Here is a 14,631-nt window from a genome sequence, read left to right as displayed (position 1 = left end):
TTTCCCCGCACATCCGAGGCGGACGGCGGCGGTTCCTGCCCATGCATATCCGCAAAACCGTTCTTCCGCCATTCAGCGCAAAAGCTTAAATCCGCTCACTCCGATTTACCGGTCCGAGACCGCATCGGCGCTTCCCGAGAAGTTCCGGGCTGACAAAAGGGCCGGCGACGCGATATTCTGCTCTTGCGATTCCCCGGCTGCCGATGGCGGCATGCCGTTTTTCAGTTCCGTTGCAGGACCGCTGTGTGATCTCAGGAATGTCCTTCGCCCGAATGTCCCGGTCTCTCGTCAAACCCCTTGTCGCGGGTGCGGTGATCGCAATTTCCTGCGCCGCCCTGTCAGCCGGTCCGGCAACAGCCCAGGACAGCCAGGTCCGCGTGCCGAATTTCTGGGATCCGAAGGCTGTCCACGACCGGCCGGCCGCCATTCCCGACAAGATCCAGTTTCTGGCGACAGACGACTATCCGCCCTTCGTCTTCCGCGATCCGCAAGGGCGGCTGACCGGATTCAACGTCGATCTGGCGCGTGCGCTCTGCCAGGAACTGGGCAGTTCGTGCTCGCTCAGGATCAAGGATTTCGAGGTTCTCCTGCCGGCCCTCGAGGAAGAGGAAGGCGATGCCGTCATTTCGGGCCTTTCACGCAGCCTGCCCTCGACGCGGCGTCTGAATTTCACCGACGACTATCTGAAACTGCCCGCACGCTTCGTCGTGCCGAAGGACCAGGCAGAGACGTTCGATGAACAGAAACTGACAGGCAAGGCCATCGCCGTTGAAACCGGCTCGCGCTACGAGGCCTTCGTGACCCGTTTCTGGCCCGAAGCGAATGTCCTCAGCCTTGAAAGCGAAGCCGCCGCACGCGAGGCGGTCATGAGCGGAAAGGCCGATGCGCATTTCGGCGACGGCCTCAGCCTGTCCTTCTGGCTGCCGAGCGAGGCGGCCGAAGGCTGTTGCGCTTTCGCGGGCGGTCCCTGGCTGGAAGCCGGCTATTTCGACCAGGGCATGGCCATCGTCACCCGACAGAGCGATCCGGAACGCGCCGCAGCCCTCAACTACGCCCTTCGCCAGCTTCACCAGAAGGGCGTCTACCGGGAGCTATACCTGCGCTATTTCCCGCTGAGCTTTTACTAGGGTGTGGACTCATAAATGAAACCGAAATGGTTTGAGTCCACACCCTAATCCCTGTCGGTGGACCGTCGCCTCGAATTCTCGAAAAACGGAATGGACAGGCTGAAGAGGAAGGAATGGGCCTTCGGGGTGAGCGACGGACCGAGCCCGATCTCCATACCGTCATGGCCTTTTTCCGGCTGATCCACATAGGTGCCGAACAAACGGTCCCAGAAGGAAAGATAAAAGCCGTAGTTGGAATCCGTCTCACGACGGTAGACGGAATGATGCACCCGGTGCATGTCCGGGGTCACGATCACGTAGCGCAGCAGCCTATCCGCCCACAATGGAATGCGCAGATTGGCGTGGCTGAAGATGGCCGAACCGTTGAGCACGATCTCGAAGATCAGCACCGCTTCCACCGGGCCGCCCAGAGCGGCGATCACCAGTCCCTTCCAGATGAAGGACAGCAGGATCTCGATGGGATGGAACCTCAGCGCCGTGGTCGCGTCGACTTCACTGTCGGCATGATGCACCCGGTGTATCCGCCAGAAGAGCGGGATCTTGTGCGACATCAGATGCTGAAACCACACCGCGAGATCGAGCGCCAGGAAGGTGAGCAGTCCGGCGAGCAGGCCCGACCAGCCAAGCAGGGGGAAGAGACCCCAGCCTTTGTCCACGACCAGAAGCGCCAGACCGACGCCGCCGATCGGAAAGATCAGCCGCACCACAAGGGCATCGAGGAGAATAAGCCCCCAGTTGGCCGGCCAGCGCTTCAGGCGGCCCGATGTTCTCCGCCGTCTCGGCAGACCGGCTTCCAGCAGCGCCATCAGCAGGAAGATGCCGGCAAAACACGCCATGCGGAGCTGATTGATATCTATCTCGTCAAACATGCGGTCCTTTCAGCCTTTCGAAGCAAACCGGCTTGCCAGGTCAGGCACAGCTCTATAGGTCGGGAGCATAGACTTCTATACACCTCCTGCCTCTGCGACAGATCACATCATCATGAGCACCTTTGTCTGGACCCGCCCCGAAACGACACCCGCGGCAACGCTGCTTCTGGCTCACGGGGCCGGCGCACCGATGGATTCCGCTTTCATGAACAAGCTGGCGGCGGCGCTTGCGGTGGAGGGGATTGCAACGGCCCGGTTCGAGTTCGCCTATATGGCGGGACGCCGCACGGGCGGTTCGAAAAAGCCGCCGCCACGCGCGAACAAGCTGATCGGCGAATTCCAGACCGCGCTTCAGACCCTGATGAAGGAAACGGACAGTCCACTGCTGATCGGTGGCAAATCCATGGGCGGGCGCGTTGCCGCCATGCTGGGCGGCGGTGCGTCCCTGCCCGGCCGTGTGGCGGGTGTCTGCTGTTTCGGCTATCCGTTTCATCCGACCGGCAAAGCGGAGGCCGAGTGGCGGCTTGCGCCGCTGGAGGACGCCAGACGCCCCGTCCTGATCCTGCAGGGCGACCGCGACGCGTTCGGGTCCAGGGCCGAGCTGGAGGAAATTACCCTGCCCGCATATGTCAGCCTGACCTATCTGGAAGACGGCAGCCACGATTTCGGTCCGCGCGGCAAATCCCCTGCGACACTTGAGGGAAATTTCGCCGCCGCCGCCAAGGCCACCGCCGCCTTCGCGCAAACGCTTTGAGGCTGGTGGGGTCTACTCCGCCGGCGTGAGCGACCGTCCCTTCCGGGGAAGACCCGGTGTCCGCCTCAGGCGGATGAGGGCGCCCAGGTCGTCGCCGATCTTGATCAGCGCCGGGACCAGCACCAGAACGAGGGCGGTTGCCGAGCCAAGGCCGAAGACGATCGTGATGGCCATGGGCAAGAGGAACTGCGCCTGAAGACTGGTTTCGAACATCAGCGGCAGCAGGCCGCCGATCGTGGTGAGCGAGGTGAGCAGCACAGCTCTTAGCCGGTCGCAACTCGAACCGATGGCGGCCTTTTCCAGGTCTTCGCCCGTCTGCCTGCGCTCCTCGAAACGCGCCACCAGGATGATGGAATTGTTGACCAGGATGCCGGCAAGCCCCAGAAGTCCGATCAAGCTGAGAATGGTCAGGTTGTAGCCCATCAGATAGTGGCCGACGATCGCTCCGACTATTCCGAACGGTATGATGGACATCACGACAATCGGACGCGCGTAGCTCGCGAAGATCGCGGCCAGAATGATATAGATCCCGGCAACCGCCATCAGAACTCCGGTCAAAAGTTCGGAAAAGGCGTTCGACTGTTCTTCCGCCCGGCCGGCAAAGGAATAATCGAGGCCGTAGCGTTCGGCGAGGTCTGGCAGGAACCGTGTGTCGAGCTCCGCGATAATGCGGTCATTGGAGGTGAGGGTACTGTCGACATCCGCGACGACGGTCACCACAGTGCGGCCGTCCCGCCGCAAGATCACTGAAAAACCCTGCGCGTCCGTCAGGTTGACCACTTCGGTCAACGGAACGAAATTTCCGGCAGGCGTTTTCAGGGAAAGCTGGCGAAGCGCCGCGGTTCCGTCCTGATCGAACACCTGCTTCACCCGGACGGCGACTTCCTCGTCGCCTTCGGCAAAGCGCTGCGCGATATTGCCTTCAAAGGCGTTGCGGATCTGCCGGGCGGCGCTCTCGACCGTGAATCCGAGCGCCCGCCCGCGCGGGGTCAGTTTCACCACAAGTTCGGGCTTTCCGTAAGGCAGGTCGTCTTCCACGGCGCTTGTGCCGGGAAATCCGGAAAGTTCCTGCTGCAACTCCTGCGCCGCGGTTTTCAAGTCCTTCAGGGGCGCGCCGCTCAGCCGGATATCGAGGTCACGACCCGGGGGACCGCCCCGGCGCTCGGCAATCGCGATCCGGGAGGTCCCGGCAATAGGCGGCACGGCAGCCTGCCAGGCCCGGACGATTTCCGGTGTCCTGATCGTGCGTTCCTCCGACAGCGTGAGCTGCACGCTGATATTGGCGACATTGTCTCCTCTGCTGTTACCCGCGGAGCCAAGCGTGGCATAGGTGGCAAGCACCAGTTTCTGGTCGGAGCCTTCGGTGAGGTCTTTCTCGGCCACCTTCAGCGCGTCTTCGATCCGCAGGATGGCGGCGATTGCCTCGTCCTCGGGGATGCCCGCATGGAAGAAGATCGACGCGGTCAGGTTTTCCGCCTCCGGCGAGGGAAAGAAGGTAAAGCCGACACGACCGCCACGGACCAGGCCGACCGCAAGGACCATTCCGGCAATCGCGATCGCAAGCGTCACGTAGCGCCAGCGTACGGCCACAGCGACCAGCGCCCGGAACGGATAGTCCCGCAGCCAGTCGAAGCCCGCGTCGAAGCCGCGGCGGAACCATCCGGGCTGTTCGTCCGTATCCTGTGCCTGACGGCCGCGGCGCAGCGCCAGCAGCAACGTTTCGACGGCGAGGGCCAGCAGGAAGCAGACAACAACGACAACAAGCTCGAATGCAAAGGCGCCGGCAGTGTCCGTCAGGCTTCGCAGCGGATCGTCGATCAGGTCGAGATAGGGCGGCACGGACATATCCGGCTGCGCGACAAGCGCGCTCAGGAAAAAGGCGGGCACACCGGCGATGATGACCACCCGCCACCAGCTCCAGCCCGGCCGGCTGCCGAGCGCATGGGAGAGATGCCCGGGCAGGACAAGAAAACACTCGACCAGCGACGCGATCACCACCGACACGACGACTATCGGGAGCGTGCCCATGATCTGGCCGAGAACGTCGCCCACGAGCAGGATCGGCAGGAAGGCGGCGATGGTCGTCAGGCTTGCGGCAAAGATCGGCGCCAGCATCGTGGTCGCGCCGTTGACCGCCGCGTCCTGCGGCGTGTCGCCGAGGCTCTGCCGGGTTGCCGTGTGCTCTCCGACCACGATCGCGTCATCCACGATCACGCCGAGCATCATGATCAGCGCGAACAGGGAGATCATGTTGATGCTTTCGCCCATCAGCCACATGATGCCGAGCGTTGCCATCATCGCGACCGGAATGCCGGCGGCGACCCAAAGCGCGATCCGCGCATTCAGGAACAGGAAGAGGATGGCGACGACCAGAACCAGTCCGGAGAGACCGTTCTCGATGAGAAGGGAAATGCGCCCCTTCACGGCGTCCGCGCTCACGTCGTATTTCAGGATCTCGAGCGTTTGCGGCAGTTGCGGAGTGATTTCGGCCAGATAGCCGTCGACGATCGCCGCCGCCTTCAGCGTGTCGGTTTTCTCCGCCCGCAGGATCTTCATTTCAACTGCCCGCGTCCCCCCGGAAAAGCCCTGGTTTTTGCTGGAATCGAAATCCCGGACAATTGTAGCGATGTCTTTCACGAGCGTCTTTTCACCGGAAGAGAAAGACTTGACCTCTACCCGTCCGACCGCCTCGGGAGAGCGGGCTTCGGACAGGACTCGTATCTGCCGCTCGACCGCGCCATCGAGATTTCCGGCCGGCAGGTCGGTGGTGTTGCCCGCGATCTGGCTGGAAATGTCGGAAACCGTCAGATCCAGACGGTGCAGTTCCCGTTCGGGGATCTCCACCAGATATTCCGGCGACCGATAGCCATAGAGCTCGACCTTGTCGATGCCGCGCGCCAGCAGGTCATCGCGCATCTGGCGTGCAAAGACCTTGAGCGCCCGCTCCGAATAGGGTCCGCGCAGGGCGAGCGTCGCGACACTGTCGGTGAAAGTCGATGCGGAGACGACCGGGTTTTCGCTGTCGACCGGAAGCGTGGTTACACCGGACACGGCCTGTTCCACGTCAGAAAGCGCCTGTTGCATATTGGTGCCTTCGACGAATTCCATCTGGACCGACGCACCGCCTTCCCGGCCATAGGAGACGATCTCATCCAGCCCGTCGATGAAGCGCAGTTCCGGTTCGATCACCTCCAGGATGTTCGCCGCCACGTCTTCCGCGCTTGCTCCCGACCAGGTGATCGAGACGGTGATCCGGTCGGTCTTGACGGTCGGAAAGAACTGCGTGTTCAGCTTTGCAAAGCCATAGGCTCCGAACAGGACCATGACGGCCATGATCAGGTTGGCCGCGTTCGAGTGGCGGACGATCTGTTCCAGAAAACCGCGATTTATTACGCCTATCGCCATGACACGCTCCGTTAGCCGCCGTCGCTGCTGCTGCCGGTAGCGGCAAGCGGTGCCGCCGCGTCCTGACCGGAGTTGACTTCCTTTACAAGCAGGCCGCTGCCTGCCTCCGGAATGCGTGTCGCCAGAACGGTTTCACCGTCCTTGAGCACCCCTTCCACGAGAATGTAGCCGTCATCGATTGCCAGCGACGTTACTTCACGCGGCTCCAGGCGGCTTTCGCGGACCACGTAGACCGTCCCCTCGCCGTAAAATGCCGTTTCCGGAATGCGGAAGCTGTCCGGGTATGACCGGTCCGACAGCGCCACCTCGACAAACGCACCGGGGCGAAGAGGAATGTCGACCGCGGAGCTGTCGATCGACGCGATCAGGTCGACGCCTCCGCGCGTGCTGGCGACATCCGCGCCGATGCGCGTGACCGTTGCGGGATAGGTCACAGGTTCGTTGCCGAGATACCATGTGACCTGTACCGGGCGCCCGACGACCGTTCCGCTTTCCGCCAGAAGGCGGCCATACTGGTTGTCCGACAGCGTGAACCGGACATCGAAAGCGTCACTGCCGTAAAGCGAGGCGACCGCATCGTTGACGCCGACGAGCCGGCCGAGTTCAGCGGCTTCGGTGCGTACGATGGCGTCGAACGGCGCTCTCAGGACGGTGTTTTCCAGCTGGCGCTGGGCATTTTCAAGCCGCCACTCCAGACGCTTGATCGCGGCGTTCTGCTGAACGACCCTGGCGTCTTCAAGGGTCAGGGAATTCTGTGCCTGCTCCAGTGTCTGCCGCCGCTGGGAGACGAGCAGCTTGCGGTCATCCAGCGTCTGCTCCGTCACGGTGCCCCTGCCCTGCAGCTCCTCGGCCCGCTGCAGGTCCTTGCGGGCAAATTCCAGCTGTTCCTTCGCCCGCAGCACGTTGCCCGTTTCGAGTTTGACCCGGCCCTCGCTTTCGACGAGCGCCGCCTGGGCTTCGGCGAGATTGGCCTCCGCCTCGGTCAGCGCGCCTTCGTAGTCGAAGCGGTCGATGGCAACGAGAAGCTCTCCCCTGGAGACAGCCCCGCCGGCCTTCAGGTTCGGATGAACCTCGACCACTTCGCCGGCGACAAGCGAGCGCAGCTCGACCTCCCGCCCGGCGGCCGTCTCGCCATAGACACTCATTTGCGGCGCGTGGTCGCCGCGCGCCAGCGTCACGGTCTCCACGGCGTAGCTTTTTTCCTGGACAGGTTGCTTGGGAAGCTCGGAGCGGGTGGCGACAAGAAGGTTCATTCCCTTGACCGCGCCGAACAGAATGGCGAGCGCCAGAACGGCCTGCAGCACAGCCTTCAGCGCCAGCGTGATACGCCGAGAGCGTCTTCGCCCACGCGGTTCCGCGGGCGGCATCGCTTCGGAAACGGACTGCTTCCCGGTTTCTGACTGTAACGACTGCAACATTTCCGCCTCACCGGGCACACGAAGGAATGATCTTGCTTGCACACAGAACAGATTTGTTTTGCGGCGCAATATTCAAGCCCGACTTACCTCTGGAAGCAGCCATTTACATGCGAAAAAGTGTAACAATATGTTTCGGGCGGGCTCCAAAGCCCACCCGAATTCAACAATCAACCGTCGAACGTGTATCTGGTATTGCAGAATTCGCAGGTCACGACGATCTTGCCGCCGACCGTCACCTGCCGGATTTCCTCGGCGCTGAAATTGGCCAGCACGCTTTCGATCTTCTCCCGCGAACAGCGGCATTTGTCGGCAAGCGGCTGCGGCTCGTAGAGACGCACACCGCGTTCGTGGAAGAGGCGGAACAGCAGCATTTCAACGCTGACTTCCGGATCCGTCAGTTCAATATCCTTGACCGTATCGACCAGCGCCTTGGCCTCAACCCAGGCATCGTCTTCCTCGATCTCGTGCGACCGCATGCCCTCCGGAGCATCGCCCGGATCGATATCGGCCTGTCTCATGCGCTCCGGCGCTTCGGGCAGAAACTGGATCAGGACACCGCCCGCAGTCCAGGTCCTGGCGTGCCCTTCCCCCTCCTGGCGGGTGAAGAGTTCTCCGACGCCCAGACGAACTTCCGTCGGGATCTGCTCGGAGCGTTCGAAATAACGGCGCGCGACGTCCTCCAGGGACACGCCGTCCAGCTCCACCAGGCCCTGGTAGCGCTGCATATGCTTGCCCTGATCGATGGTCATGGCGAGATGACCGTGGCCGAGCAATTCTTCGGGCGTGGCTGTTCCGGCCGCAACCAGCTCCGCGACCCGCTCGGCATCGAAGGTCGCGCAGGCGCGGACCGCGTCCGGCGAGGCAAAATCCACCACCAGCATGGAGACGGGCCCATCGGTCTGGGTCTGGAGCGTGAAACGGCCGTCGAATTTCAGGGAGGTGCCGAGCAGGCTGGTCAGAACGATGGCCTCGGCCAAAAGACGGGAGACCGGTTCGGGATAGTCGTGACGGCCCAGAATGGTTTCCAGGACGGGACCGAGCGCAACGGCACGGCCGCGCACATCCAGTCCTTCCACGGCAAAGGGCCGGACAGCGTCCAGCCCCGCAGGCATAATGCCCAGTTCATCGAGATTCAGTGCCACTTTGGCCTTGCCTTAAACTGCGCCGAAACACCAGGCCAGAATGCCTTTCTGGGCATGGAGCCGGTTTTCGGCTTCATCGAACACAACGGAATTGGGACCGTCCATGACCTCCGAGGTGACTTCCTCGCCCCGATGGGCCGGCAGGCAGTGCATGAACAAGGCATCCCTGTTCGCCTCGTCCATCAACCGCTTGTTCACCTGATAGGCGCCGAGAAGGTTGTGACGCGTTTCGCTGTCATCGTCCCCCATGGACACCCAGCAGTCGGTGACGACACAATCGGTCCCCTTGACTGCCTCATATGGGTCCGACGTGACGATAATGGAACCACCCTTCTTGCGGGCGGCGTCGATCAGCTCCTGCGGGGGCTTCAGTTCCTCAGGTGTCGCGATGCGCAGCTCGAAATCGAACCGTGGAGCGGCATGGATCCAGGACGCCAGCACGTTGTTGCTGTCTCCGGTCCAGGCGATGCTGCGGCCCTTGACCGGCCCGCGATGCTCCTCGAAGGTCATCAGATCCGCCATGATCTGGCAGGGATGCGAGACCTTGGTCAGGCCGTTGATCACCGGCACCGTCGCGTTCTCGGCCAGTTCGCGGAGTTGGTTGTGATCGAGAATCCGGATCATGATCGCATCGACGAAGCGCGAGAGAACGCGCGCGGTGTCGCCGATGGTCTCCCCCCGTCCGAGTTGCATTTCCGCACCGGTCAGCATCAGGGTCTCGCCGCCAAGTTCGCGCATGCCGATATCGAAGGAGATCCGGGTCCGCGTCGATGGCTGCTCGAAGATCATCGCCAGCACCTTGCCGGCCAGCGGCCCCTCGCCGCGGTGCACGCCGTTGCGCTTGGCCTTGATCTTCTTTCCGGTGTCCAGGATGGCGCGCAGTTCGTCGTTTTCGATTTCCGTCAGATCCAGGAAATTCCGGTAGGTTTGTCCGGCGGTCATTCGGCCGCTCCTTCCACCAATTTCGCCTCGATTGCACAGGCGGCCATGTCCAGGCGCTCAACGGCAAGGGCAATTTCTTCTTCGCTCATGGTCAGCGGCGGCATGATGCGCACCACATTGTCTCCCGCCGGAACAGCCAGCAATCCTGCCTGACGCGCCGCGGCGACATAGTCACCAGCCGGCACGGCACATTTCAACCCAAGCATCAGGCCGTTGCCGCGCACTTCGTCCAGAACCTTTGGATGCCCATCCACGAGCCCGGCCAGCTTCTGCTTGAAGCTGAGGCCTTTCCTGCGGACCTCTTCCAGAAAGCCGTCGCCGAGCACGACATCCAGAACGGCATTGCCGACGGCCATGGCCAGCGGGTTGCCGCCGAAAGTCGTGCCATGGGTGCCCGGCACCAGGGCTCCTGCCGTTTCGGCCGTCGCCAGGCAGGCTCCCATCGGAAAGCCGCCGCCGATGCCCTTGGCAACCGCCATCAGATCCGGTTCGACACCCGTCCACTGGTGAGCGAACAGCCTGCCGGTCCGGCCGACCCCGGTCTGGATCTCGTCGAAGATCAGCAGGATGCCGTTCTCGTCGCAGATCCTGCGCAAGGCACGCAAAAAATCGGTCTGGATTTCCCGGATGCCGCTCTCTCCCTGGATCGGTTCGATCGCAATCGCCGCCGTTTGCGGTCCGATCACGGCCTTGAGCGCTTCCAGGTCACCGACCGGCACCTGATCGAAACCGGGAGCCTTCGGGCCGAAGCCTTCCAGATATTTCGCCTGGCCGCCGGCCGCGATGGTCCCCAGCGTCCGGCCGTGGAAAGCGCCTTCGAAGGTCACGATATGGAACCGGTCCGGCTGGCCGTTGTCATAATGGTAGCGGCGCGCGCATTTGATGGCGGCTTCCATCGCCTCGGCGCCGGAATTCACGAAAAGGACCTTGTCGGCGAATGTCTCAGCGCACAGCCGCTGGGCCAGCCGTTCGCCTTCCGGCGTCTGATGCAGGTTGGAGACGTGCCAGAGTTTGGCGGCCTGATCCTGCAGAGCCTGGACCAGATGCGGATGGCTGTGCCCGAGCGAATTGACGGCAATACCGGAACCGCAGTCGAGAAATCGTCGGCCGTCGCTCGTGACCAGCCAGACACCTTCCCCGTGATCGAATGTCAGGTTCGATCTTGCGTAGTTTCCGAATAGTGCACTCTCGGACATAATCCCATTGGCTCCTTTAAACGCCTCCTCCGCCCCAAGGTGTTCGCACCTGTTGAGGTTGTTCCCCCGGAATCCATGCGGAAAGGCCAAAACGCAACGTGCCGCCCCGATGAGGCGGCACGCAGCGGTTTGTTATACACCGTCCCTACCGTTGCCTGTCAATGGAAATGCCGCATCTGTCCGAAATCGGGATTTTGCGAAAACTCTCAAGGACCTCGCGTTATTTGGGGAAAAGTTGCTTCATCCCCAACTGGTTTGGGTCGAATGGTTGCCTGATAAATTAACACTATTGTAACCTCTGGGCAGTCAGACGCGATATTTCGTGAGGCACATCAGTAAGAGGCACTAGATATGCCACATTAGGCGCGCACATGCTGTGCCTAACACGAGGTTAATGGCCGCATGGCGGTCAAAATAAAAGGGTGCGGCAATGAGTTGGACGAACGAACGAGTTGAGCTTCTCAAGAAACTCTGGAGCGAAGGCTTGAGCGCGAGCCAGATTGCGGGCGAACTGGGTGGCGTCACCCGGAACGCGGTCATCGGCAAAGTGCACCGTCTCGGCTTGTCGGGTCGAGCCAAGACGACGTCCTCCGCTTCCAAGGCGCGCCGCGCACGGCCCAATCCGGCTACCGGCAGTGCTGCGCCGAAAAGACCGGCCTCACAGCCGCAATCCATCGGGGCAACCGCCCTGAAAGCCGATTACACGCCGGCGCCGGCCGTCGAAGCCAGGCCGCAGGTTGAGCCGATCGCCGAACTGGTGCCGATTTCCCAGCGCGCGACGATCCTCACCCTGACCGAGCGCACCTGCAAATGGCCGATCGGCGATCCCTCCACCGACGACTTCTATTTCTGCGGCCGGCAATCGGACCCGAACGTTCCTTACTGCGTGCATCACTGCAAGATCGCCTATCAGCCGGTCTCCGACCGCCGCAGCCGCAAGGTCGTGGCGCAGGCAGGCTGAGCGGCCTTATACCAACCTCAATAAATAAGAACCTATTTGACCGCGACTGGAGCCTGTTCCGCGAGGAGCGTGTTGCAGGGCGATGTGGGACATCGGCCAAGACGCGCGACGTAGCGGAACAGGTTCCAGTCGCGGCCTTCGGTGGCTTTTTCCAGCCCGCCGGACAGCGTTGCGCTGCTTGAACGGCCAAGCAGGCCGTTCTGTGCAACGCGCCTTGCCGGCAGACAGGAAAAAGGCCATCAAATGGGTTCCTATTTATTGAGGTTGGTATTACGCCAATTCGCGGATAAAACAGAAAAACACCCTGCGTTCAGCTGAACGCAGGGTGTTTTTTGAAGATCAACAAACGCAGGCCGCTCCGGATTTCCATGATCGCCGAAACGGCAGGCCTCGCCCCGGTTCAGATCGCCATCGAGAACTGATCGTTGAAGGCGTATCCGGCGCCGCGAACGGTGCGGATGGGGTCCTTGGCCTTGCCCTTGTTGAGCGCCTTGCGCAGGCGGCCCACATGGACATCCACCGTGCGCTCGTCGACATAGACATCGTGCCCCCAGACCCCGTCCAGAAGCTGCTCGCGCGAGAACACCCGGCCCGGCGACGTCATCAGGAATTCCAGCAGGCGGAACTCCGTCGGCCCGAGATGGATCTCCTTCGCGTTCCTGCGGACGCGGTGGGTTTCCCGATCCAGTTCGATATCTCCGGAGCGCAGCATCGAGGACACCACTTCCGGACTTGCCCGGCGCAGGATGGCCCGCACGCGGGCCATCAGTTCCGGCACGGAGAAGGGCTTGACGACATAGTCGTCCGCCCCCGTCGACAGACCGCGAATGCGTTCGGCTTCCTCGCCGCGTGCGGTGAGCATGATGACCGGCAAGCGTTCCGTGTCTTCACGCGCGCGCAGACGGCGGCACAGTTCAATCCCAGACAGACCCGGCAGCATCCAGTCCAGAAGCAGGAGATCGGGAAGGCTTTCCCGCAAGCGGATTTCCGCTTCGTCCCCGCGGACACACGATTCAACCGAGTACCCTTCCGCTTCCAGATTGTATCTTAAAAGAAGGCTCAGCGGTTCTTCGTCTTCAACGATGAGCACCTTCGGCATGCATTCTCGCTCCAATTTCATCAACCGGCGCCGAGGCGTCGGCCGGATCATTGTTCCGCTTCAAAGCATCCTGTGTTCGTTCAGCCGAACACAGGAAATTCCCCAACGCTTTAAAATCGTTCAACTTTCTGACCTCAAACCGATTCCGGCCGGAGGTCTGCCGATCTAAAGGTCAAGCGGCTAAACGGAACCGGTCGTTTCGTCGAGTTTTATGCGGTCTTCCGGCAAACGCTGTCCGGTGACCATGTAGTAGACGTTTTCCGCAATGTTGGTTGCATGATCGCCGATACGCTCGATGTTCTTGGCACAGAACAGCAGATGGACGCACTGGGTGATGACCCTCGGGTCCTCCATCATATAGGTCAGCAGTTCGCGGAACAGCGAGGTGTAGATGGCATCGACCTCGGCGTCGGCTTCCTGCACACGGCGCGCTGCTTCGGCATCCCTGCGGGTATACGCGTCCAGGACCAGCTTGAGCTGGGACAGGGCGAGTTCGGTCATGTGTTCGACGCCGATCGCGAGTTTCTTCGACTGAAGGTCGCTGTCGATCGCGATCACGCGCTTGGCAACATTCTTCGCCAGATCGCCGACCCGTTCCAGGTCGTTGGCGATACGGGTCGCCGCGGTGATTTCGCGCAGGTCCTGCCCCATCGGCTGGCGGCGCGCGATCATCTCGATCAGCTTGACCTCGACTTCGTGATGAAGGGCGTCGAGACGCGCGTCCTTCTGAATTGTGTTTCGGGCCAGTTCCAGATCCTGGGAAACCAGCGCCGACACGGCATCGGCAAAGGCTTTTTCCGCCAGGCCGCCCATTTCGGCGACTTTGCCGGCCATCTCCGTCAGCTCCTCGTCATATGCCGAGACTGTATGTTCAGACATCCTGTGTCCCTTTCAGAGTTTCGGAATTCGCCTAGCCGAAGCGGCCAGTAATGTAATCCTGCGTCCGCTTGTCCTTCGGATTGGTAAAAATATCCTCCGTCGAACCTTCCTCGACCAGGATACCGAGGTGGAAGAACGCCGTGCGCTGCGATACGCGGGCGGCCTGTTGCATGGAGTGCGTCACGATGACGATCGTGTAGTTCTCCCGCAACTCGTCGATCAGTTCTTCAACCTTGGCGGTCGCAATCGGATCGAGAGCCGAGCACGGCTCGTCCATCAGGATCACTTCCGGGCTGACGGCAATGGCGCGGGCAATGCACAGCCGCTGCTGCTGACCGCCGGACATGCCGGTTCCCGGCTCGTCCAGGCGGTTCTTGACTTCTTCCCACAGGCCCGCCTTTTGAAGACTGGAGACGACAATGTCATCCAGCTGGGATTTGTTGCGGGCCATGCCGTGAATGCGCGGACCATAGGCGACGTTGTCGTAGATCGACTTGGGAAAGGGGTTCGGTTTCTGGAACACCATGCCGACCTTGGCGCGCAGTTGCACCGGATCGACCTTGGCGTCGTAGATGTCCTCGCCGTCGATCTTGATCGAGCCCTCGACCCGGCAGATGTCGATCGTGTCGTTCATCCGGTTCAGGGTCCGCAGGAAGGTCGACTTGCCGCAGCCCGAGGGACCGATGAAGGCGGTTACAGACCGCGGCTGAATTTCAATGTCGACGTCTATGATGGCATGGGTGGCGCCATAGTAGACTTGTACCTTTTTCGCAGAAATCTTGCTTGCAGTCATATCGCTCGCCTGTTCCAAATTCGGCATCTCGTTCATCGGATCGTTC

General features: G+C 61.6%; 12 protein-coding genes. 3 read left to right on the top strand and 9 right to left on the bottom strand.

The window, feature by feature from the left end; translation table 11 throughout:
- Window positions 1-272: 272 nt before the first annotated feature.
- Complete coding sequence (locus CLV41_RS06725) at window positions 273-1,127, top strand: transporter substrate-binding domain-containing protein (RefSeq protein ID WP_103221391.1); 855 nt, start codon at window positions 273-275, stop codon at window positions 1,125-1,127.
- A gap of 44 nt (window positions 1,128-1,171) precedes the next feature.
- Here the strand turns inward: CLV41_RS06725 and CLV41_RS06720 are convergent, their stop codons facing one another.
- Window positions 1,172-1,996 (bottom strand): sterol desaturase family protein, encoded by an 825-nt coding sequence (locus CLV41_RS06720; RefSeq protein ID WP_103221390.1) that lies wholly within the window; start codon window positions 1,994-1,996, stop codon window positions 1,172-1,174.
- Between the two features lie 112 nt (window positions 1,997-2,108).
- On the opposite strand from CLV41_RS06720, the gene CLV41_RS06715 reads away from it, so the two are divergent.
- Window positions 2,109-2,750: an alpha/beta family hydrolase gene (locus CLV41_RS06715; RefSeq protein WP_103221389.1), complete on the top strand. Its 642-nt coding sequence runs from the start codon at window positions 2,109-2,111 to the stop codon at window positions 2,748-2,750.
- Between the two features lie 12 nt (window positions 2,751-2,762).
- Here CLV41_RS06715 and CLV41_RS06710 read toward each other — a convergent pair whose 3' ends face one another.
- The 5 genes from CLV41_RS06710 to CLV41_RS06690 form a co-directional block, all read right to left on the bottom strand.
- A complete protein-coding gene (locus tag CLV41_RS06710; RefSeq protein WP_170107123.1) occupies window positions 2,763-6,155 on the bottom strand; it encodes an efflux RND transporter permease subunit in 3,393 nt (1,130 codons plus the stop codon).
- Between the two features lie 11 nt (window positions 6,156-6,166).
- On the bottom strand, window positions 6,167-7,573 hold the full coding sequence (locus tag CLV41_RS06705; RefSeq protein WP_103221388.1) for an efflux RND transporter periplasmic adaptor subunit: 1,407 nt from the start codon (window positions 7,571-7,573) through the stop codon (window positions 6,167-6,169).
- Between the two features lie 167 nt (window positions 7,574-7,740).
- The gene (locus CLV41_RS06700; protein ID WP_235867074.1) at window positions 7,741-8,715 is read right to left on the bottom strand and encodes an Hsp33 family molecular chaperone; all 975 of its coding nucleotides are present in this window, start codon (window positions 8,713-8,715) and stop codon (window positions 7,741-7,743) included.
- A 12-nt stretch (window positions 8,716-8,727) separates the two neighbouring features.
- Complete coding sequence (gene argF, locus CLV41_RS06695) at window positions 8,728-9,657, bottom strand: ornithine carbamoyltransferase (RefSeq protein WP_103221387.1); 930 nt, start codon at window positions 9,655-9,657, stop codon at window positions 8,728-8,730.
- A complete protein-coding gene (locus tag CLV41_RS06690) occupies window positions 9,654-10,853 on the bottom strand; it encodes an aspartate aminotransferase family protein (protein ID WP_103221386.1) in 1,200 nt (399 codons plus the stop codon). Before CLV41_RS06690 ends, argF begins: the two co-directional genes overlap by 4 nt.
- A gap of 430 nt (window positions 10,854-11,283) precedes the next feature.
- Between CLV41_RS06690 and CLV41_RS06685 the strand changes: the two genes are divergently transcribed.
- Window positions 11,284-11,814 (top strand): GcrA family cell cycle regulator, encoded by a 531-nt coding sequence (locus CLV41_RS06685; protein WP_103221385.1) that lies wholly within the window; start codon window positions 11,284-11,286, stop codon window positions 11,812-11,814.
- Between the two features lie 400 nt (window positions 11,815-12,214).
- On the opposite strand, the gene phoB is transcribed toward CLV41_RS06685, so the two are convergent.
- From phoB to pstB, 3 genes are all read right to left on the bottom strand, one after another.
- The gene (gene phoB, locus CLV41_RS06680; RefSeq protein WP_103221384.1) at window positions 12,215-12,913 is read right to left on the bottom strand and encodes a phosphate regulon transcriptional regulator PhoB; all 699 of its coding nucleotides are present in this window, start codon (window positions 12,911-12,913) and stop codon (window positions 12,215-12,217) included.
- 180 nt (window positions 12,914-13,093) lie between these two features.
- Window positions 13,094-13,792 (bottom strand): phosphate signaling complex protein PhoU, encoded by a 699-nt coding sequence (phoU, locus tag CLV41_RS06675; protein ID WP_103221383.1) that lies wholly within the window; start codon window positions 13,790-13,792, stop codon window positions 13,094-13,096.
- A gap of 31 nt (window positions 13,793-13,823) precedes the next feature.
- A complete protein-coding gene (pstB, locus tag CLV41_RS06670; RefSeq protein WP_103221382.1) occupies window positions 13,824-14,621 on the bottom strand; it encodes a phosphate ABC transporter ATP-binding protein PstB in 798 nt (265 codons plus the stop codon).
- Window positions 14,622-14,631: the final 10 nt, after the last annotated feature.

Source organism: Roseibium marinum (genome assembly GCF_002906165.1).
Taxonomy (GTDB): domain Bacteria; phylum Pseudomonadota; class Alphaproteobacteria; order Rhizobiales; family Stappiaceae; genus Roseibium; species Roseibium marinum.
This window is presented reverse-complemented; position numbering and strand designations above follow the sequence as displayed.